The sequence below is a fragment of the Cupriavidus sp. 2KB_3 genome, from assembly GCF_052115685.1.
Lineage (GTDB): Bacteria > Pseudomonadota > Gammaproteobacteria > Burkholderiales > Burkholderiaceae > Cupriavidus > Cupriavidus campinensis.
Window position 1 is genome coordinate 1 of the sequence record NZ_JBFRHD010000028.1, and the last position, 21,119, is coordinate 21,119.

At 68.1% G+C, this 21,119-nt stretch carries 16 protein-coding genes; 11 read left to right on the plus strand and 5 right to left on the minus strand.

Features of this window, described 5'->3' with window-relative positions; genetic code table 11:
* Nucleotides 1-322 precede the first annotated feature (322 nt).
* The 7 genes from AB4120_RS24670 (at nucleotide 323) to AB4120_RS24700 (ending at nucleotide 8,477) form a co-directional block, all read left to right on the plus strand.
* Nucleotides 323-712 (plus strand): OsmC family protein, encoded by a 390-nt coding sequence (locus AB4120_RS24670; RefSeq protein WP_149138636.1) that lies wholly within the window; start codon nucleotides 323-325, stop codon nucleotides 710-712.
* A gap of 404 nt (nucleotides 713-1,116) precedes the next feature.
* Nucleotides 1,117-1,938 carry a hypothetical protein gene (locus AB4120_RS24675; RefSeq protein ID WP_149138635.1) on the plus strand — a complete coding sequence of 274 codons (822 nt, stop codon included), beginning with the start codon at nucleotides 1,117-1,119 and terminating at the stop codon, nucleotides 1,936-1,938.
* 338 nt (nucleotides 1,939-2,276) lie between these two features.
* The gene (locus AB4120_RS24680; RefSeq protein ID WP_149138634.1) at nucleotides 2,277-2,936 is read left to right on the plus strand and encodes a response regulator transcription factor; all 660 of its coding nucleotides are present in this window, start codon (nucleotides 2,277-2,279) and stop codon (nucleotides 2,934-2,936) included.
* Complete coding sequence (locus AB4120_RS24685; RefSeq protein WP_262389722.1) at nucleotides 2,933-3,400, plus strand: Hpt domain-containing protein; 468 nt, start codon at nucleotides 2,933-2,935, stop codon at nucleotides 3,398-3,400. Before AB4120_RS24680 ends, AB4120_RS24685 begins: the two co-directional genes overlap by 4 nt.
* 115 nt (nucleotides 3,401-3,515) lie before the next feature.
* A complete protein-coding gene (locus AB4120_RS24690; RefSeq protein ID WP_149138633.1) occupies nucleotides 3,516-4,493 on the plus strand; it encodes a DedA family protein/thiosulfate sulfurtransferase GlpE in 978 nt (325 codons plus the stop codon).
* A gap of 72 nt (nucleotides 4,494-4,565) precedes the next feature.
* A complete protein-coding gene (locus tag AB4120_RS24695; RefSeq protein WP_149138632.1) occupies nucleotides 4,566-7,301 on the plus strand; it encodes a hypothetical protein in 2,736 nt (911 codons plus the stop codon).
* A 159-nt stretch (nucleotides 7,302-7,460) separates the two neighbouring features.
* Nucleotides 7,461-8,477, plus strand: coding sequence for an LLM class flavin-dependent oxidoreductase (locus tag AB4120_RS24700; protein ID WP_149138631.1), 1,017 nt, complete (start codon nucleotides 7,461-7,463; stop codon nucleotides 8,475-8,477).
* A 69-nt stretch (nucleotides 8,478-8,546) separates the two neighbouring features.
* Here the strand turns inward: AB4120_RS24700 and AB4120_RS24705 are convergent, their stop codons facing one another.
* Nucleotides 8,547-10,109, minus strand: coding sequence for a methyl-accepting chemotaxis protein (locus tag AB4120_RS24705; RefSeq protein ID WP_149138630.1), 1,563 nt, complete (start codon nucleotides 10,107-10,109; stop codon nucleotides 8,547-8,549).
* A 136-nt stretch (nucleotides 10,110-10,245) separates the two neighbouring features.
* Here AB4120_RS24705 and AB4120_RS24710 point away from each other — a divergent pair, with 136 nt between their 5' ends.
* The gene (locus AB4120_RS24710; RefSeq protein WP_441642971.1) at nucleotides 10,246-11,025 is read left to right on the plus strand and encodes a lipoyl protein ligase domain-containing protein; all 780 of its coding nucleotides are present in this window, start codon (nucleotides 10,246-10,248) and stop codon (nucleotides 11,023-11,025) included.
* Here the strand turns inward: AB4120_RS24710 and AB4120_RS24715 are convergent.
* Nucleotides 11,022-11,732, minus strand: coding sequence for a DUF3047 domain-containing protein (locus AB4120_RS24715; protein ID WP_262389721.1), 711 nt, complete (start codon nucleotides 11,730-11,732; stop codon nucleotides 11,022-11,024). The genes AB4120_RS24710 and AB4120_RS24715 overlap by 4 nt on opposite strands.
* A 396-nt stretch (nucleotides 11,733-12,128) precedes the next feature.
* Here AB4120_RS24715 and AB4120_RS24720 point away from each other — a divergent pair, with 396 nt between their 5' ends.
* The 3 genes from AB4120_RS24720 to AB4120_RS24730 all read left to right on the plus strand — a co-directional run bounded on the left by AB4120_RS24720 (nucleotide 12,129) and on the right by AB4120_RS24730 (nucleotide 15,648).
* Nucleotides 12,129-13,007, plus strand: a complete 879-nt coding sequence (locus tag AB4120_RS24720) for a polysaccharide deacetylase family protein (RefSeq protein WP_262389720.1) — start codon at nucleotides 12,129-12,131, stop codon at nucleotides 13,005-13,007.
* A gap of 104 nt (nucleotides 13,008-13,111) precedes the next feature.
* Nucleotides 13,112-15,217 (plus strand): elongation factor G, encoded by a 2,106-nt coding sequence (gene fusA / locus AB4120_RS24725; RefSeq protein ID WP_149138628.1) that lies wholly within the window; start codon nucleotides 13,112-13,114, stop codon nucleotides 15,215-15,217.
* Nucleotides 15,218-15,396: 179 nt separating this feature from the next.
* On the plus strand, nucleotides 15,397-15,648 hold the full coding sequence (locus AB4120_RS24730) for a GlsB/YeaQ/YmgE family stress response membrane protein (protein ID WP_149138627.1): 252 nt from the start codon (nucleotides 15,397-15,399) through the stop codon (nucleotides 15,646-15,648).
* On the opposite strand, the gene AB4120_RS24735 is transcribed toward AB4120_RS24730, so the two are convergent.
* From AB4120_RS24735 to AB4120_RS24745, 3 genes are all read right to left on the minus strand, one after another.
* Nucleotides 15,610-18,708 (minus strand): transglycosylase domain-containing protein, encoded by a 3,099-nt coding sequence (locus tag AB4120_RS24735; RefSeq protein WP_149138626.1) that lies wholly within the window; start codon nucleotides 18,706-18,708, stop codon nucleotides 15,610-15,612. The genes AB4120_RS24730 and AB4120_RS24735 overlap by 39 nt on opposite strands.
* Before the next feature lie 288 nt (nucleotides 18,709-18,996).
* Nucleotides 18,997-20,022 carry an aldo/keto reductase gene (locus AB4120_RS24740; protein WP_149138625.1) on the minus strand — a complete coding sequence of 342 codons (1,026 nt, stop codon included), beginning with the start codon at nucleotides 20,020-20,022 and terminating at the stop codon, nucleotides 18,997-18,999.
* Nucleotides 20,023-20,182: 160 nt separating this feature from the next.
* Nucleotides 20,183-21,097, minus strand: coding sequence for a LysR family transcriptional regulator (locus AB4120_RS24745; RefSeq protein WP_149138624.1), 915 nt, complete (start codon nucleotides 21,095-21,097; stop codon nucleotides 20,183-20,185).
* Nucleotides 21,098-21,119: the final 22 nt, after the last annotated feature.

Below are 21,119 nucleotides of genomic sequence, written 5' to 3' on the forward strand. Positions count from 1 at the left end.
GATTATGAAGAACTATCTGCGTTTCGTCAACAGGTCAGCGAAGTTTTTTTCGCTGCGGTCAGCGCTGCGAAACTGCTCAGCCCGACCACCCATCAACCCCGCAACCCTTGTCGCTGCTGCGTTTGCAGCGCGGTTTGTGTTGCGAGGGGGCGAATATTAAGGGAGCCAGCGCAGGCTGGCAAGGGGTTTGTCATCAAAACTTCAGATTTTTCTGGAAATGACGATCACGGCACCTGCTCGGCGCGATGTCAGGCCCCCTGTATATAGAATCACCAGTCCGGGACCGGTTCCCGCCCAACCCATCTCCTGAGGACAATCACCCATGACGATCGAAGCAACCTGGCTGGCCGCCTCGGGCGCAAGCGCCTGCGACCTGCGCAATGAGACCGCCACCTGGCGCGCGGATCTGGACGCCCCCGCAGGCGACCCGTCGCTGCCGAACCCCCACGATCTGCTCGACTCCGCGCTGGCAGCCTGCACCACGCTCACGCTCCAGATCTACGCCAAGCGCAAGGGCTATGACCTGCGCGAGGTGCACGTCTCGGTGCGGCACGAGGAGGCACCAGGCGCCTACAAGATGATCCGCACCGTCAGGATCGACGGCGAGCTACCGCCGAACGTGCGCGAAGATCTGCTGCGCGTGGCGAACAAGTGCCCGGTGCACAAAGCGCTGTCCGCCCAGATTTCGATCGAGACCACGCTCACCGCTTGAAGGCGACGCCGTATTCATTGACGCGATAAATGATAATGGTTATCATTTGAGCTCTCGGGTTTCTGACACGACCTGAGTCAGCAAATGGGTTACCGGACACGTTTCGTGTCCGGCCTTTTTTGCGGGCGGCCCCAGCGGCCGATCCGATCCCGCCCGCGCCCGTCATCATCCTGACCCAACCGTCGCGCAACGTTGTCCTACAGCGCGATCCACATCCCAAGAGCGAAACGCATCCCTCATACGTAGGGCTACCTTCTCTCATTGGTTCGCTCGCCAACCAAGCCTGTGTTGTAACGCGATCCGGACGCCACTTGGGCGCTTTCGTGGCCATGTACTGCGGCTTAACATGAAGCCAAAACAAGACATGGCAGCAAGCAGCAGGGAAGCATTGGAGCGGGGACATCTTGGCGAACTACATCGAAGAGTATTGCGTGCGCATCCGGCGTGGCGGCGCGCGAGCCATTGCGGACAAACCCGTGATGGTGGATCAGGACGGGACGTACACCATGGCTTACGTGCCGTTCGAGCATCGGAACGCCGATGCGCGCCTGGTGCTGGTGAGCACCACGCCGGGCCACACCCATGTGCGGCTCGCCGCGTCGGTCACGGAGGAACTGCTGCTCGCGCATACGCCCGGGCGAATCATCCAGCGCGAGAACAAGCGGCGCGTGGAACTGGGCGGCCGGCTGGTGCGGCCCAACCTGATCCGCATGCTCGACCACTTCCGCGTGCCCGAGCTGATCGGGCAACCGCATGCGGCCGCCTTGTGGAACGATGGCTTCGACGCCATCCAGCCGCTCGCCCTCCTGCCCCACGCCACCACGCGGCGCGGCCTCGCGTTCGACGGCCCGCTCGACGAACTGCTCGATGTGCCCATGCTCCGCACCGTCTTCGAGTCACTCTTCCTCGCGCGGCTCGGGCAGTGCCATCGCCATGCACTCTATATAGGACTCGGGCGTACGGCGTGGGCGGGGCTGCGGCATGCCGCCGGGCTGGGTCTGATCGACCGGGGCCAGATGCTGGGCATGATGCCGGTGCCCGCGCGCGCCGGCAGCATGGTCCGGTATTTCCTGCGCGAGATTTCCGCCCACGACCTCTCGCCCAACGACCCCGTGCGCCACCGCATCGCGTGGCTGGACGCCGCGCACGCGGAGATGGAAGCCGGCGTGCGGCGCGTGCGGGCCGCAACGGGGCCGGCCAACCATCCGGATCGGCTCATCGCCTGACAGAGGCGGGCAGTGTGATGCTGGCCCCACCTAAGTAGGGATCAGCGTCGCACCCAAGTGCCGATAACACTTCTTGAGGATTCTGACCTCCTCGCATTCCCGATTTGCGGCCCCCCATGTTGGTGGAGGGCCGCTATTTTTTTTGGGATAGCCCGTAGCCTATGCGTGACAAAAAATGTGACGCGAACATGATCTGGATCTAGTGCGGCCCAATTGGGGAAATTTCACACAGCGATTGCGGAAACTTCCCACAAACGGAGCGGCGTTATCTCCATATACTGCCCAGTCAGTGATGACCCCTGGCCCGCCCACGTGGCGCGGCCGCAAGGCAGTAACGCATGACCACCATCCTGATCGTCGACGATCACCCCGCGCTGCGGCTTGCCATGCGCGCCCATCTCTCGCAGCTGCTGGGCGTGAATGTGCTGCTGGAAGCTGACAACGGCCAGAGCGCCATCGAGGCAGTGCGTCGACACAAACCCGACCTCGTTGTGCTGGATCTCGACATCCCCCGCATGAGCGGGCTAGATGCCACGCCGCGCATGCGCGCGCTCCACCCGGGCGTGCGCATCCTGATCCTGACCGCCCAGAACCCCACGCCGTTCGCCGCACGCGCCTACCAGGCGGGCGCGCAGGGCTTCATCAGCAAGACGCAGGACATGGACGCCATCGTCCGCTGCGTGGAAAGCGTGCTCGGCGGCTTCACCGTGTTCCCGAACGGCGCGAGCGCCAATCCCGCCACGGCCATCTCGTTCAGCGACACCTCGCGCGAGTCCCGCATGGTCAGCGACGACGAGGGCCTGCGCAAGTTGTCGGACAAGGAAGTGGTCATCCTGCGCATGCTCGCGCGCGGCATGAGCAACAAGATCATCGGCAACGCGCTGTTCATCAGCAACAAGACCGTCAGCAGCTACAAGGCGCGCATCATGGCCAAGCTGCGCGCCGAATCCTTGGTCGATCTGGTCGACTTCGCCCGCCGTTGCCACCTGACACCTTGACCCGCGCCATAACCCGCGCCGGGGCCCGCCGGGTACTGCCCCGCGCCGAACGCGAGGCCATGGGCACGGCGGTGGCCAACGCGGCGCGGGACGACCCCGCGCTCTACCGGATGCTGCTCGCGCGGCTGATCGAGACCAACGAGGCAGACATGGCCAACCTGCAGAGGACGGTGGCGACGGGCGACTGGACCGGCGTGCAACGCACCGTGCACCGCACCAAAGGGAGCGCCGCGCTGGCCCGCTGCCCGACGCTCGTGGCGGCGGGCAAGTCGCTGGAGTCCGCCGCGCGCCAGGGCAAACGCGCCGTGATCGACGCGCTACTGCCGCGCTATGTCGCCATCGTGACCGAATTCAACCACGCGCTGATCGCCCTGCAAGCGGCCGCACCCGGCGCCCCCACCCGCGCCAGCGGCCCGGATCCGGGCGATGGCACGTCGCCGTCCAGCCACAATCCAGTAATTTGATGACCCTGTCCGCATCATGGCAGTGCACGCCGCCGGTGGCGCTGGCACACTGTGGGTCCATCCGGCCGCCCCCCTTGTTATCGCGCCGGACCCCTTTTCTGGCGGGAGACATGTCGTGGGTGATTTGCAGGCCTTGCTGGACAGCCATGGGCTGTCCCTGGTATTCCTGAGCGTGCTGGCCGAGCAGGCCGGCCTGCCGGTGCCGGCCTATCCGATGATGTTCGTGGCGGGTGCGCTGTCGATGCAGGAGTCCGGTCCGTCGATTGGCGCCGTGCTGTTCGCGGTGATCTCCGCCTGCCTGATTGCCGATACGGCGTGGTACTTCGCCGGCAAGCGGCTGGGCCAGCCGATGCTGCGCACGATCTGCCGCGTCTCCCTCTCCCCCGACACCTGCATCCGGCAGACCCAGTCGCTCTACCTGCGGGTGGGGCCCCGCTCGCTGGTCTTCGCCAAGCTGCTGCCCGGCGCCGGGGCGCTCTCCACGGCCATGGCCGGCATGACCTCCACGCCGTTCATGACCTTCCTGTTCTACGACGCCCTCGGCGCGCTGGTCTGGGCCGGCGGCGCGCTGCTGGCAGGCGTGGTATTCAGTGATTTCGTCGATACGATCCTGGCCGCGTTCAGCACCTATGGCCATATCGCCGTGCTGGTCGCCGGCGGCGCGTTCGCGCTGTTCATTGCCTGGCGCTTCTGGCTGCGCTGGCGCCTGCTGCGCCGCACCGGCCGGATTCCGCGGATGACGGTGATGGAGCTGGAGTCGCGCCGCTCGGCGGGCGCGGCGCCACTGGTGGTGGACGTGCGCGCGCACGGCGTGGCCCCCATCGAGCGCATTCCCGGCGCGCTGGTCATGGAGCTGCACGCGCCGCTGGAAACCCTGGGCGAACATTCGCCCGAACATGACATCGTGGTCTATTGCGCCTGCCCCCATGAGATGTCCGCCGCCGTGCTGGCGGAGCGGCTGCGCGTGGCGGGATACCGCCGCACCTGGGCGCTGGCGGGCGGGTTCGACGAATGGAAGCGCCTGCAGGGTGCCTTGTCGACCCAGTCCGACGAGGCCAGCAACGACCCCACCAAGCAAGCCGCCGCGCACTAATCCACCCGCAGTCCCCCGGGATCAACCGCCGCTTCCTATACTTGGCCCAGGCCATTGTGCAGGGAGGGCGGCATGCCAGGCGAAGACCCAGGTTGGGACGATGAAGCCGCGCGCGTGGCGCACCGCCGGCGCATGCTCGAGATTCCCCGGCACAACGCCGGCCAGACCTACGCGCTCGCCCTCTCCGGCGGCGGCATCCGCAGCGCCACGTTCTGCCTCGGCGTCATGCAGGCGCTGGCCGAAGCGCCGAATCCTGCCCAGACTCCCGCCCGAACACCCCTCGACACCCCGCCCTCCCCCACCGTCGTCGGCACCCAATCGCTGCTGGCCCAGTTCGACTACCTCTCCACCGTCAGCGGCGGCGGCTACGTTGGCGCGTTCTTCGTCAGCCTGTTCGTGCCCGGCCGGCTGCGGCGCGGCACCGGCGCCGTGCAGGCCGCACAGGACGCCTACCGGACGATGCAATACGAACCGCCGGGCCGCATCCACACCTCGGTCTCCTATGCCGAGACACCGGGCCGGGCCGCCGTGGCGTGGCTGCGCGAGAACGGCCGCTACCTCACCCCCACCGGTGCTGGCGACAACCTCTACGCCGCCGCCGTGGTGGTGCGCAACTGGCTGGCCATGCAATATGTGATTGGCAGCGCACTACTGGTGTTGCTGGCCGCGCTGGCGCTGGGCCTGCATCTGGCCACGGGCGCGTGGCACGGACTGGCCCGCAACGAGATGGACCTGCTCCACGCCGCGCGCCTGGCGTTCTACGACGAGCGGCTGGCCATCTGGTGGAGTCCCCTGCTGTGGCTGCCGGTGGCGTCGGCGCTGCTGTTCGCCGTGCCGCCCGGCATCGCGTTCTGGCTGGTCTACCCGCGTTCGGACGACCCGCGCCAGCCTGTGCGGGTGCTGAACAATGCCGTGCTGCTCGCGGCGCTGATCGGCGCGGCCTTCCTGGCCACCGCGTGGTGGTTCCAGCGCCTGCAGCCGGCGCCCCGGCTGGCCTACGCCTGCTTCGCCATCGGCATCCTGGCCTGGCTGGGCGTGGCGTCCTGCCTGGTCATGGTGATGCCGGCCCCGCGCTCTGTGACCATGTTCCGCGTGCGCGCCACGCGGGCGCTGCGCACGGCGATGGGCGTCACCGGCGCGCTGGCCGCGCTGGGCCTTGCCGATACCGCCGCGCGCACCGGCTATCTCTATAGCTATCTGGCCGAGCACCCGTGGGGCGCGCTCGGCCCGGCCGGCTCGCTGGGCGTGCTGGTCTGGCTGGTCCGCTATGGCGCCAATCTGCTCGACAACGGCCACAAGGGCGCCGGCGATTCGTCCTGGCGCGCGATCCTGGGCCGCCTGCCCGTCTCGCTGCTGGCCGGGGCGCTGGCGGCGGTGATGGCGCTGCTCGTCTTCGTGCTCTGGTCGTGGATCGTGCTCTGGGTGCGGTGGGACGGCGGCGAGCCGGTCGACTGGCTCGTCTTCGGCAAGGCCTGGACCACGCCCGCACTGGCCGTGCTGACGGGGCTCGCGCTGGTCATGGCGATGGTGGTGGGGCGCTTCGCGGGCTTCCTGAACCTGTCCACGCTCCAGTCGTTCTACGCCTCCCGGCTCACGCGCGCGTACCTGGGTGCCTCCAACGGCAACCGCTTCACCGCCGCGGCGGACAGCCGGGAGGCGCGCCAGCGCTTCAGCGTGGCTGAGCCCGCGCCGGACGACGCCCTGAGCCTCAACGACTATTACGATCCCCGCGTGCTGGCGCCGTTGCACCTGATCAACGTCACGCTGAACTTGACCGTCGATCCGGCCGAGCAGCTCGTCCAGCGCGACCGCAAGGGCAAGCCGCTCTGCGTCTCGCCGGGCCCGGCGCTGGCCCAGCCGGGCGCCCCGCAGCACCTGCCCGCCGATACGTACGTGCGATTCAGCGTCGATGGGCGGCCTTGCTGCGCGATGTCGCAGGAACACACCTTCCGCCGCCATCCCGGCGAGATGGCCCATGCGCGCACCGTGGGCGACTGGGTGGCGATCTCGGGCGCCGCCATCTCCACCGGCCTCGGCCGCGCCTCCACGCTGGGCACCTCGCTGCTGATGGGGTTCGCCAACCTGCGGCTCGGCGTCTGGTGGCCATCGCGGCTGGATAGCGGCGGCGCGCACGCCCCGATGCGCCGGCGCGGCACGGCGGGGCGCGCGCGGCCCACGCTCGGCGTGCTGACCGGCCTGTTCCGCACGCAGTACTACCTGGGGTGCGAACTCGCCGCGCGCTTCCACGGCACGCGCCGGGGCTGGCAGTACCTGTCCGATGGCGGCCACTTCGAGAACACCGCCGTCTATGAGCTACTGCGCCCGGAGCGGCGCGTGGCGCTGATCGTGCTGTGCGACTGCGGCTGCGACGCCGACTACCGCTTCAAGGATCTTGCCAACCTGATCCGGCTGGCCCGCATCGACTTCGGGCTCGAGATCGTCGTGGATACCGCCGCCGCGACCGATCCGGTGCTCAAGACCGTGTTCGGCACCCTGGACGACTTTGCCGCCGACGCCAGCCCGGAAAGCCGGACGAAGGTCGGGCTGCTGCTCAATGCCTATGTGGCCGGCCAGGGTGGCGCGCCGGACGCCCCGCCGGTCACCCGCATCGTCCTGCTCAAGCCGCGCCTCACGCCCACCGCGCCGGCCGATGTGCGCCAGTACGGCGCGGTCCATCGCGACTTCCCGCAGCAGGGCACCGCCGACCAGTTCTTCGACGAAGCGCAGTGGGAAAGCTACCGCGCGCTCGGGTTCGACATCGGCCGGCGCATTGCACAGGGGCCCATAGCGCAGCGCCTGTTCACCTAGCGCAGCGCCTGTTCGGGTAGCGCCGCGGGGGTTCGCCTAGCCCCCACGGTTAGCAGGGCTACTTGGCGGGCGCCAGCACGATTCGGCGCGCGTGACTACCATAGCCCCGTTTCCGTCTCCACATGGCGCACCGGTCCACCCCGGCCGCGTCCCGCATCCATGATTCCGTATTCCCTGCTCGACCTTTCACCGATCGTGGAAGGCAGCGATGCCGGCCAGGCCATGCGCAACACGCTGGACCTGGCGCAGCACGCCGAACGCCTTGGCTATCGCCGCTTCTGGCTGGCCGAGCATCACAACATGCCCGGCATTGCCAGCGCGGCTACGTCCGTGCTGATCGGCTACGTGGCGAATGGCACGTCCACCATCCGCGTCGGCTCGGGCGGCGTGATGCTGCCGAACCACTCGCCGCTGGTGATTGCCGAGCAGTTCGGCACGCTGGCCGCGCTGTATCCGGGCCGCATCGACCTCGGGCTGGGCCGCGCGCCCGGCTCCGACCAGGCCACGGCGCGCGCGCTGCGCCGCCAGCTGAGCCACGACAGCGCCGACACCTTCCCGCAGGATGTAGAAGAGCTGCAGGCCTATTTCGACGATGTGCGCCCGGGCCAGCGCCTGCGCGCGGTGCCAGGCGCGGGCCTGAAGGTGCCGCTGTGGCTACTCGGATCGAGCCTGTTCAGCGCGCAACTGTCCGCCGCGATGGGGCTGCCGTTCGCGTTCGCGTCGCACTTTGCGCCCGGCTTCATGCGCCAGGCCGTGGACCTGTACCGGCGCACCTTCCGCCCGTCCGAACAGCTGGACCGCCCGCACGTGATGCTCGGCGTCAACGTGTTCGCCGCCGATACCGGCGACGAGGCGCGCCGGCTGTTCTCGTCGCTCCAGCAGCAGTTCCTGGCGCTGGTGCGCGGCACGCCGGGCCAGCTCAAGCCGCCGGTGGACAACATGGACCTGCTCTGGGACGCCAGCGAGGCCGACCACATCCGCCGCTCGCTGGCGGTCTCGGTGGTGGGCGACCCCGCTGCCGTGCGCGAGGGCCTGCAACGCTTCGTGGACGACCTGCGCCCGGACGAACTGATGCTGACCGGCCAGATCTACGACCACGCGGCGCGGCTCAAGTCGTTCGAGATTGCCGCGAAGGCGGCGCGCGCCCTCTCGCTCTCGCCGACGCAGCTGGCCTGAACCGCCAGCGCCACAAAGCAAAAACCGCGGCTGAGGCCGCGGTTTTTGCTTCAGTACGCGCCGGATCGATCAGGCCGTCGCCAGCCGGAACGCCGACACCGCGCGCATCATCGACTGGGCCTGCTCGGCCAGCGAATGGGCGGCGGCGGCCGCTTCCTCCACCAGTGCCGCGTTCTGCTGCGTCACCGAATCCATCTGCGTCACGGCCTGGCCCACCTGCTCGATGCCGGTGCTCTGCTCGGCGGAAGCCGCGCTGATCTCGCCCATGATGTCGGTCACGCGGCGCACCGCGCCCACCACCTCGTGCATGGTCTCGCCGGCCTTGGCTACCAGCACCGAGCCGTTGTCTACCTGCGCCACCGAGTTGTCGATCAGCGTCTTGATCTCCTTCGCGGCGTTGGCGCTGCGCTGGGCCAGGCTGCGCACCTCGCCCGCCACCACGGCAAACCCCCGGCCCTGCTCGCCGGCCCGGGCCGCTTCCACAGCGGCGTTCAGGGCCAGGATATTGGTCTGGAAGGCGATGCCTTCGATCACGCCGATGATGTCGACGATCTGGCGCGAGGCGTTGTTGATCTCGCCCATCGTCGCCACCACCTCGCTGACCACGTCGCCGCCCCGGTTGGCGATATCCGAGGCGTTCACGGCCAGCGCGCTGGCCTGCCGCGCGTTGTCCGCGTTCTGGCGCACGATGCCGGTCAGCTCTTCCATGCTCGACGCGGTCTGCTCAAGTGCCGAAGCCTGCTCTTCGGTGCGCTGGGAGAGATCGGTATTGCCCGCCGAGATCTGGTCCGTGGCCGTGGCGATGGAGCCCGCCGCGCCGCGAATCTCGCCCAGCGTGCCCGCCAGGCGGGTCTGCATGCGCTGCATGGCGGCCAGCACGCTGTGCTCGTCACCGGCGCGCACAACCACCGGCACGGTCAGGTCGCCGCCGGCAATGCGCGTAACCGCTTCCACCGCGTAGGCTGGCTCGCCGCCAAGGCTGTGCTTGACGGTGCGCATCAGCCAGAGCATCACCACCGCGATCAGCGCACCAATCAGCAGCGTGCTGACGAGGGCGTTGATCAGGTTGGCGCGGAACGCGTCTTCCACATCGACCAGGAACACGCCGGTGGCCACGAACCAGTCCCAGTCCGCCACGTGGCGGCCGTAGGTCAGCTTGCGCTGCGGGTTCTCGGTGCCGGGCAGGCGGCCACGGTAGGTCGAGAAACCGGCCTCGGGGCCGGTGGTGCGGCGCGCGCCTTCCAGGATGGCGCGGTAAACGTAGACGCCATCCGGGTCCTTGAACTCGCCGACCATGTTGCCCTCGGTCTGCGGCAGGCCCGGGTTCAGGATCACCTGCGGCTTGGAATCGATGATGAACAGGTAGCCGTTCTGGCCGAAGCGCATCGCGCGCAGCGCGTCCTTGGCGGCAGTCTGGGCGTCTTCCTTCGACATCTGGCCCTTGGCCGCACGTGCCGCGTACATCTTGACAATGCCTTCGCCGGTGGCGACCAGCGACTGCAGGCTCTCGCGCCGCTCGCCCATCATCACGGACTTGGCGTGGAAGGCGTTCCAGGTACCGAGCGCGAGCAGCAGCAGCCACATGACGGCAAGCGCCGCCCAGAGTTTGGTGTTCAGTGTGAGACGGTTCATGGTCGGGAGTCTGTTGGGAATTCCCTGGGATTAACGACGCCGCAGCCCCATTCCCTTAGCTTCCGTTAGCAACGGGTGGCCAATATGCGCGATGATCGGGAAAATTGCGCAGCACTGTCCACCTGGAGCCCCTGCCATGACCGCTCAGCCGTCCGCCTTCTCCTTCATCGATCCAGACCCGGCCGAGGCCGATCCGCTGCAGGGCGAACTGGCGCTGCTGGACCACGCCGCCCTGCGCGGCCCGGTGGCGCAGTTGTGGGAGGCGCCGCTGTCGCTGGTGATTCCGCGCAGCTACCTGCGCCAGCCCGGCATCGAGGCCGCCCGCGCGGCGTTTGCCGCCCAGGGCTGCCCGGTCTGGTTGCGCATGTCTGGGGGCGGGCTGGTGCCGCAGGGGCCGGGCATCCTGAACGTGAGCCTGGCCTATGCGGTGCCGAAGGGCGCGGCCACGTGGATGGAGCCGGTTTATATCCACCTGTGCGAGGTGCTGGGCCACGGGCTACGCCAGCTGGGCGTGGAGACCCACTGGCAGGCGGTGGAGGGGTCGTTCTGCGACGGGCGTTACAACCTGGCCTGGGCGCCGGACGGGGGGACGAGCGTTCTCGCGCGCAAGATCGCCGGCACCGCGCAGTACTGGCGCCGCGCGCCGGCCGCGGCGCAGTCGGCCGACGGCCAGCGCCACCTGGTGCTGGCGCACGCCATCCTGCTGGTGAGCGCGGACCCGGTCGAGATCAATGCCCGCGCCAATGCGTTCGAGGCGGCCATCGGGAGCGGCCGGCACTACGACCCGGCCAAGGTGGTCAGCGTGCGCGAGGCCGCCGGCATCGAGGATGATCCGCAGTTGGCCCCGCAACTGACCTTGCGCGTGGCGGAGGCGATCCGCGCCGCCATCGCCCGCACCCCGCCGCCCGGCATCTAGCGCGCGGTAAAGCGGATGTCGCCGTACCAGGCGCGCGCGTTGGCACCGGTGTTGTCGGTATCGGTCATCAGGCCATAACCCAGCAGCTTTCCGGGTGTCTCGCTAAAAACCTTCTGGAAGTCCGCACTCACATTGCGGCGCAGCTTCTGCCATTTGCCGGCATCGGCCGCCCCGCCCACCACAATCATCTGCACCCGGTTGGTATGCGGATTGGCGATGACCGTGCCGACCGGGGCGCTGTTGGTCCAGATATACATCAGCGTGGCGTAGGGCAGCTTGTCGCCGACCGCGCCCGAGATGGCCATGCCGGCGCGCTCGCCTATCGACAGGTTGCTGCTTTCGCCGTCGAAGAAGAACACCAGCCGCGCGGGGGCGTCCTCGCGCTTGGCCTCGCGGTTGTCGGCATTCGGGATCGGGCCGGCCACCTTCCAGCGCCATTGCACCACCGGCGTGGCGGCGAGGTCGAAGTCGCCCGCGTGGATCAGGCCGGAGGCGGCGCCGGTGGCGTCGGCCTCGAGCACCGTCGTACCTTGCTCGGCCACCAGCGTGTAGCGCGTGAGGGTTTTGCCGCTGACCACGGGCTTGTTCTGCCAGCCCTCCGGCAGCGCGCCGCCGGGCCGGCTGGCGGAGAAGGCAACGCCGGGGCCGTCGGCACGAGCCGCCGTGGCTAGGGTCATGGCCGTGGACGCGACCATGGCGGCCAGCATCAGCCATGTCGGACGAGTAAGAGGAAGGGCTGGGGCGCGCAGCATCGTGACCGCCTTTTTGTCGTTGTAACGGGTGAAATTCAGACTAATCGCATGGACTGCTCAGTTCATTGTAGAAAGCGCCGCCGGCCCGCACCGTGCGGCGTCCGCCGAAATCGGCTTCGGACGGACGCTGACAAGGCGGGGCACAGGGAAACGGGGAGGCGCGGATGGCCGCTTGGTCCGCCATCGCCATAAGTACTGCATTCACCACTTCACATACCTGCTTACAAAGTGGGCCACGGCGGGGCCGCAGGCCGGTGGTATCGTGCTGCCTCGCGCGGTGCGGGTCTGACTGCGCGCTGTCGTCTCCGCTCCCCTGATTTCCGCATGCGTGCTGCTGTCGTTCGATTCTTGTTGTCCGCCGCCCTGTTTCTGGGCGCGCCCGTGTCCGGGTTTGCCGATGGGACTTTCCCCGTGACCGAGGCCCCGGAGCCGCCCGCTAGCGCCACGCCGGTGGCGTTCGCCAAGCCGGCCGCCAAGCTGCCGCCGCTGCGCTTCCTGCTGACGTTCGACGATGGCCCCGACGCCGGCCCGGACGGCAGCACGCCGCTGATCCTGCGCCAGCTGGCCGACAACCCGATCACGCCCGGCATCAAGGCCATCTTCTTCGTCCAGACCGCGCATCCGCGCCGGGGTGGCGGCCCGGCCGGGCGCGCCCAGATGCGCGAGACCTGCGCCGCCGGCCACCTGCTCGCCGTGCATAGCGGCCTGGTGGAGGGTCATGTCTCCCATACCAAGCTGGCGCCGACCGAGCTGGCGGCGTCGCTGCGCGCGGGCGAGGCGGACATCGCCGCCCAGTGCCGCCACGTGGCGCAACTGGTACGGCCGCCCAACTGGGCCTATAACGATGAGACGCGGGGCGTCTACCAGGGACTGGGCCTGGGCATGCTCATGGCCGACGCCAACGCGCGCGACGGCAAGATCTACGGCTGGCACATCAGCCTGCGGCGGCGCTCCCACATGGTGAGCGAGCTGGAGCAGGTGCGCGCGGCCATCGGCGCGCGGCGGCTCCAGCCGGTGAACGGCGTGGTGCCGGTGGTGGTGAGCTTTCATGACACCAACGACTACACGGCGTCGCACATGACCGAGTACCTCCAGATCCTCGTCGACGCCGCGCGCGAGAACGGCCTGCCGCTGGCCGATCCGCCGTTCTATACCGATGCGCGCGCCGCAGAACGCGCCGCTTTGGTGCGTGCCAGGGACGGCGACTACGCGCGGCAAAGCTGGCCCTGACCGGCGCCTGATCCGGCCGGGCCCGGTCGGCCATGCGGCACTGCACGAGGAATTCGTAGAAGTGCTACGCTAACGGCCCGTGGTGCCCTAACCGGAGAATCACCGTGCCCCGCAAGACCCCCATCGAACGCTATCGCAACATCGGCATCAGCGCGCATATCGACGCCGGCAAGACGACGACGACCGAGCGCATCCTGTTCTACACCGGCGTGAACCACAAGCTGGGCGAGGTGCACGACGGGGCCGCCACCATGGATTGGATGGAGCAGGAGCAGGAGCGCGGCATCACCATCACGTCGGCCGCCACCACGGCCTTCTGGAAGGGGATGGCCGGGAATTATCCCGAGCATCGCATCAACATCATCGACACCCCCGGCCACGTGGACTTCACCATCGAGGTGGAACGCTCCATGCGCGTGCTCGACGGCGCCTGCATGGTCTATGACGCCGTGGGCGGCGTGCAGCCGCAGTCGGAAACCGTCTGGCGCCAGGCCAACAAGTACAAGGTGCCGCGCATCGCGTTCGTCAACAAGATGGACCGCGTGGGCGCCGACTTCTTCCGCGTGCAGTCCCAGATCGCCGACCGCCTGAAGGGCAACGCCGTGCTGATCCAGATTCCGGTTGGCGCCGAGGATCATTTCCAGGGCGTGGTCGATCTCGTGAAAATGCGAGCCATCGTCTGGGACGATGCGAGCCAGGGCGTGCGCTTCGAGTACACCGAGATCCCGGCCGCGCTGCAGGCCACCGCGCAGACATGGCGCGAGAAGATGGTCGAGGCCGCCGCCGAAGCCAGCGAGGACCTGCTGGAGCGCTACCTGAGCGGCGAGCCGCTGACCGAGGAAGAGATCAAGGCCGGGCTGCGCAAGCGCACCATCGCCGGTGAAATCGTACCGATGCTATGCGGCAGCGCGTTCAAGAACAAGGGCGTGCAGGCGATGCTGGACGCCGTGATCGACTACCTGCCGTCGCCGGCGGACGTGCCCGCCATCCTCGGCCACACCGAGGACGACAAGGAGGCCGAGCGCCACCCGAACGACGAGGAGCCGTTCTCTGCGCTCGCCTTCAAGATCATGACCGACCCGTTCGTCGGCCAGCTGATCTTCTTCCGCGTGTATTCGGGCGTGGTGAATTCGGGCGACACGGTCTACAACCCGGTCAAGTCCAAGCGCGAGCGGCTGGGGCGCATCCTGCAGATGCACGCCAACGTCCGCAACGAGATCAAGGAAGTGCGCGCCGGCGATATCGCCGCGGCCGTGGGCCTCAAGGAGGCCACCACGGGCGACACCCTGTGCGACCCCGACAAGGTCATCATCCTCGAACGCATGACCTTCCCGGAACCGGTGATCTCGCAGGCCGTGGAGCCGAAGACCAAGGCCGACCAGGAGAAGATGGGCATCGCCCTGAACCGGCTGGCCCAGGAAGACCCGTCGTTCCGCGTGGCGACCGACGAGGAGTCCGGCCAGACCATCATCTCGGGCATGGGCGAGCTGCACCTGGAAATCCTGGTGGACCGGATGAAGCGCGAGTTTGGCGTGGAAGCCTCGGTCGGCAAGCCGCAGGTGGCCTACCGCGAGACCATCAAGGGCTCGGCCAAGGATGTGGAAGGCAAGTTCATCAAACAGTCGGGCGGGCGCGGCCAGTACGGCCACGTGGTGCTGAACCTCGAGCCGATGCCGCAGGGCGGCGGCTATGCTTTCGTCGACGCCATCAAGGGCGGCGTGGTGCCGCGCGAGTTCATCCCGGCGGTGGACAAGGGCATCAAGGAGACGCTGGAGGCTGGCGTGCTGGCCGGCTACCCGGTGGTGGACGTCAAGGCGACGCTGGTGTTCGGTTCGTACCACGATGTGGATTCGAACGAAAACGCGTTCCGCATGGCGGGCTCCATGGCGTTCAAGGAAGGCATGCGCCGCGCCAAGCCGGTGCTGCTGGAGCCGATGATGTCCGTGGAGGTGGAAACGCCCGAGGAATTCACCGGCAACGTGATGGGCGACCTCTCCTCGCGGCGCGGCATGGTGCACGGCATGGAAGATATCGCGGGCGGCGGCGGCAAGATCGTGCGCGCCGAGGTGCCGCTGGCGACGATGTTCGGCTACTCCACCTCGCTGCGCTCTCTCACCCAGGGCCGCGCCACCTTCACGATGGAGTTCAAGCACTACGCCGAAGCCCCGGCCAACGTGGCCGAGGCGGTGATCAGCTCGCGCAAGCACTGAGCACGGCGAGTTCTCCCCTCCCCCTCGCCCCTCGCCCCTCGCCCCTCGCCCTTCTCCCTTCTCCCTTCTCCCTTCCCCGCAAGGGCGAGGGGAGAACACCATCCGCCACCCGCCATCGATTCATGGCATGATGCTCCGGCGGCCACCCGCCGCTTCATCCACTGCTACGGGAGCGCACCATGATGGCATTCCTCGGTACTGTGCTGGTTGGACTTGTCGTAGGGCTCATCGCCCGCGCCATCAAGCCTGGCGACGACAAGATGGGCTGGATCATGACCATCCTGCTCGGCGTGCTTGGCGCGCTGGCGGCTGGCTACCTCGGCCGGTCGATGGGGTACTACCAGCCGGGCGAGGCCGCCGGATGGATCGCCTCGGTCATCGGTGCCATCGTGCTACTGGTGATATACGACCTGGTTCGCCGTAAGAACTGAACCCTCCTCCTTGCCGCAACGCTGCAGCGCGGTGGTGCTGCCCGGAGCGGCCATCGCCGCGACCTGCGGCGCCACCGAGCGCAGCACGCGCACGGCCAGCGCGCTCGTGAACGCGTAGCGCGCCGCGTACGGTTCGCGCACGTGGATCGTCACCGTGCCGAAATAGCGGTCTCCCAGCAGGAACACGAAGGTGGCCGACCGATTGACCGAGCGCGACGAAATCACCCGCCCGCCCGGGCCATAGGTCTGGAAGCGCTGGTCGCCCGTGCCGGTCTTGCCGCCAATCATCAGCGGCGCGCCGGGCTGCCCCGGCCGGCTGACCGGCGTGAAGGCCCCCCGGATCGACTTGGCCGTGCCACTCTCCACCACATCGAACATCGAGCGCCGCACCAGCGCAGCAATCTCCGGCGCAATCAGCACCTTGCCCGGCCCGGGGTGCAGGGCGTACGTGGTGGCGTAGGGGGTGTCGGCGGCAAAGGCGAACGTGCGGATCGTCGATGGCTGGGCATCCACGCCATTGCCAAGGATGATGCCGGCCAGCTCCGCCAGCGCCGCCGGGCGGTCGCCCGAGGCGCCGATGGCCGTGGCGTACGACGGCGTCAGCGAATCGAACGGATAGCCGAGCCGCTGCCAGCGCTTGGCCACCTTGTCGAACGCCTCTTTCTCCAGCAGCGTGCGGATGCGGGCGTCCTGCCCCAGCTTGCTGCGGGTCTTGAACAGCCACTTGTAGACGTATTGCCGCTCGTCCGCGCTGGCCTTGAGCACCTCGCTCAGCGTGGCGTCGGGGTGGTCGCCCAGGTATTCCACCATCCACAGTTCCAGCGGATGGATGCGCGACAGGTAGCCCCGGTCGTTCAGGTCGAACTTGTCCTTCCCATACTTTTCGTAGAGCTTGCGCAGGTCCTCCTCGGACGGCTGCTTCTGCTTGGGCAGCCGCGCGCGCACCAGGGCGGCGTAGGTGTCGAAGTCGGTGGCCGGCCGGGCACTCAGCAGCGTCACCGAGAGGCGCACCGCCCCCACGTAGGACGTCGGCTGCTTCACGCGGCCTAGCAGGATGTTCAATCGCTCATCCGAGGTCTTGCCGCGATAGCGCTGCCAGAACGCCGTCATATAGGAACTGCCTTCCTCGTCGGCAAAGCGCTCCAGGTACGGGCGGCGGCCCGGGTCGTTGCGGTCTTCCATCAGCGCGGTGGCTTCCGGGTGGGCCTGGTGGACTTCGTACTTCACGATGTCGCGCATCATGCGGATGAAGACGAGATTCACCGAATGCTGGAAGGCCATGCGCACCGTCATCTGGCGCTCGCCCTCCCATTTCTCGAAGTTCGTGAAGCTCTGCATGCCGCCGCCGGTGTAGAACGCCTCGCCGGCATTGCCCGAGTACTTGCGCTCCATCGCGGCTTCGAGGATGGCCCCGCGCGACCGCTCGGCCGGCGTCCTGGCCTTGATCAGGGTGTCGATCACCCAGCGGGTCAGCGCGTCCTGGCGCGGCACCTGGATCGCGGCCAGCTCGGTCCGGCCCAGGCTGGCGTGGCGGTCGTAGATCTCGTTGATGACTTCCAGATAGGTGACCAGCGTGCGCAGCTTGGCGGTGGAGCCCAGGTTCAGCCGCGCCCCGGCGTTGATATCGAACGGCTGGTCGACGTTGTCCGCCTGCACCCGCACCAGGCTGGCGTTGCCCACGCGTTCGAACAGCGTGAAACTGGCCACCAGCCGCGACGGGTCGTCGCCCTCGCGCAGCAGGTTCTTGCCGTACAGGCCCATCTCGCGGGCATCGGCCTTGTTGCGGATGCGCAGCAGCGTATCCGTGACCATGCGTTGCACTTCGCGGTTGATGGTGCTGTCCACGGTCAGGTCGAGGCGGTCCAGCGCGTAGCGGCTGTCCACGCCGAGCAGGTGCGACACATCGTTGCGCACCTGGTTGACCGCCTTGCGCGTCACCCAGGGCGGGGGATCGGGCCGCTGCGGCGGGGCTGCCTTGTCCAGCGACTGCGCCAGCGCCGCGTCGCGCAACTCCGGCGTGATGGTGTTGGCCGCCGCCAGCAGCCGCAGGTAGCTGCCGGTCAGTGCGTCCAGGTTGGTATCGTCGCGCCGCAGGTGATACGACGGCCGCCGCTGCGAGACGATCAGCGACAGCGCGCGCTTGTATGCCTGGGCCTCGCGCGGCGTGGGACGGCGCGGGTCCATGCTGCGGATCAGCGCATTGACCTCGCCGAAGTCCTCGCCGTACCAGACGTACAGACCGTCGCCGATGCCGTTGATCTCGCCATGCCCCACGCGCGCGGAGAGCGGCACCGTGTTCAGGTAGTCGAGCACGATGTTTTCGCGGGCGCGCTGGGTATCGGGGCCATTGACGTAGGCGCGCAGCGAGGCCGAGGTCATCTGGCGGAACTTGTCCGGAATCGACTGGGTCCGCCCCTCGGGCGAATGACGGAATTTCTCGATCTGGGTGGCCAGCGTACTGCCGCCGGCGGAGTCGTGGCGACGGTCGGCCAGCTTCACGGCCTGGTCGAGCACCGCGCGCGAGAACCGGCGCCAATCCACGGCCGGATTCATCATCGGATACTCGGGATTGAGCAGGTTCTGGTTTTCGACGTAGAGCAGCGACGCCACCAGCACCTTCGGCACCCCGTCGAAACTATCGTACTGGCGTTGGGGATAGCGTTCGAAGGCCAGCGTCAGCGCATTGCAGTCGCGCACGATCAGGCCCGCCTGGTTCTTCTCGCGGTAGGGCGGGAAGATGCCCTCGTCCATCAGCCGCACCAGCTCGGGCGACATGCGTACCTGCGCGGTGGTGGCAAACCCGTGCCGCAGCAGGCGCTCGCCGAACTCGGGCAGGCGCTCGTAGCCCAGGCGCTCGTCGTACGGACCGGAATGGGGATAACGGATGCTGTCGCTCGCGCCGGGCTGGAGTTCGTAGGTCAACGACTTGCCCAGCCGGCTCATGTACCGAGCCTGCCATTGCGACGTGCGAACCTCGTGCGTGACGAGGGTCACAACCAAGTAGGCGCCGCCACATGCGGCAACCGCCAAGCCAGCGAGAATCCAGCGACGACGTGACACGTTTCGGCATCCGGTTGCGCTTGCGCCCACCCGTTCCGGGGCGCCACCAGCTTATACATTCCAGGCTGCCGCGCCAGCATCGGACAGCAGCAGTCTGTATTGATATTACTAGCAACCAGCGTGGTGTGGCATGCCGAAGTGGGCTGGCGCACGCTTTCAAACGCGGTATTTCTTGTGGTGCCGTGCCCGGCGCGCAACACGTGGCGCACCAGCGTGCCACAACGGCGCCGCGAGCCGCCCGCGCGTCACACGCGGGCGGTGCGGGCTTGTACTTCTTGCGCTGACCGCTTATGCGGATGCCACCGGACGGCCGCCGAACGGATAGTTCGGATCGGTATAGCCATGCGTGGAGGCATGGCCGCGCGGCACGAGCCCATCGACCAGTGCCTCTTCCTGCGCCGAGATCGCAACGTTCACCGCGCCGAAGTAGTCCTCGAACTGCGCCAGTGTGCGCGGCCCGGCAATCACGCTGCTGATGATCGGGTTGGCCAGCACCCAGGCCGTGGCGAACTGGCCCGGCGTGAGCCCCCGCCCTTCGGCATGCGCCTTGAGCTGCTGGGCGATGACCAGCGACGCCTCGCGGAACTCGGTTTCCATCATGCGGCGGTCGGCCCGGCCGGCGCGGCTGTCCGCATCCGGCTTCTGGCCCGGCAGGTACTTGCCGGTCAGCACGCCGCGCGCGATCGGGCTGTAGGGCACCACGCCCAGGCCGAAATGCTCGCAGGCGGGCAGGATTTCCACTTCCGGCATCCGGTTCAGCAGGTTGTAGTACGGCTGGCAGGCCACCGGGCGCGGCACGCCCAGGCGGTCGCACAGGCTGGCGATCTCGGCGATGCGCCAGCCACGGAAATTCGACACGGCCCAGTAGCGGATCTTGCCGGCGCGGATCAGGTCGCCCATGGCGCGCACCGGTTCCTCAAGGTTGGCACCGGTGAAGTCGCGGTGCAGGTAGAGGATGTCCACATAGTCGGTGGCCAGCCGGCGCAGGCTGTCTTCCACCTCGCGCAGGATCCACGTGCGCGAATAGTTCGACTGGTTCGGACCGCTGCCCATCGGGTTGCCGAGCTTGGTGGCGAGCACCCAGTCGTGGCGGTCGGCAATCAGCAGGCGGCCCACCATCTGCTCGGAGCCGCCCTTGCTGTAGACATCGGCAGTGTCGATGAAATTGACGCCGTGGTCACGGGCGCTGGCCACGATGCGGGCGGCCTCGGCCTCATCGGTCTGGTCCGCGAACATCATGGTGCCCAGGCATAGGGCGGAAACGTTCAGGTTGCTGGCGCCGAGGCGGCGGTACTGCATGGTGAAATCTGGCATGGCGAATTCCCAGGGTAGTCGAGGCCGAAGCAAGGGGTCTGGCGGCGCCTGCGCGACCGCCAGCGCGCATTGTGCGCCGATGTGGCGCGGCTTGCAGGCGACGCGGCGCTTGCGGCGCTTACGGGTACTTCGGGTGACTTCGGGTGACTTCGCCGTCGAGTCAGGCTTCCACGGGGTGGAATCCAGGCAAGGCCGGCACGCGCTCGGCCAGGAAGGCCAGCAGCGCCCGTGTGCGCGCCGGCTGGTGGCGGCGCGACGGATAGACCAGGTAGGCGTCCTGCGCCGGGCCCTGCCAGCCGGGCAGCACCGGGGTCAGCGCGCCGGTGTCGAGCAGGTCCTGCACAAGCCAGGCCGGCGTCAGGCCAAACCCGGCGCCGCAGAGGAAGCTCTCGCGCATGGCCAGCGAATTGTTGGCGCGATAGCGGCACGGCGCGTCCACGCTCGCGACGTTGCCGTGGGCATCGGTCAGCACGATTTCATCCCCGGCGGCGAGCCAGGTGAAACGGAGCAGGTCGAGGCCGGCAAGGTCGGCCGGCTGCCGCACCGGGGCATGGCGCGCGAGGTAGTCCGGGGCGGCCACGAGCCCGCGCGGCGACACCGCAATGCGCCGCGCCACCACATTGGGCGGCAGCGACGCACCGAGCCGCAACGCCACGTCCACGCCCGCCTCCACCAGATCGACAAAACGGTCGTCGAAGACCAGTTCGACATCCACCTCCGGATACCGGGCAAGGAAATCGAGGATCAGCGCATTGAGCCGCAGCACGCCAAAGCTGACCGGCGCGCTGATGCGCACCTTGCCCACGGGTCGGTCCGTCCGGCCGCGCGCATCGGCGGCGGCTTCGGCATAGGCATCGAGCACGGTCAGCGCATGGGCGTAGAAGCGACGGCCGGCCTCGGTCGGTTGCAGGTGGGTGGTACTGCGCTCGAGCAGCCGCACGCCAAGGTCCGCCTCCAGCGCCGCCACGGTCTTGCTGATGGTCGGCTGGGTGCTTTCCAGCTCACGCGCCACGGCGGAGAGGCTGCCCAGCTCTACCGCGCGGGTGAAGACGCGCATCGCCTTGAGGGTGTCCATATCATTCTTTAATGGAATGAGT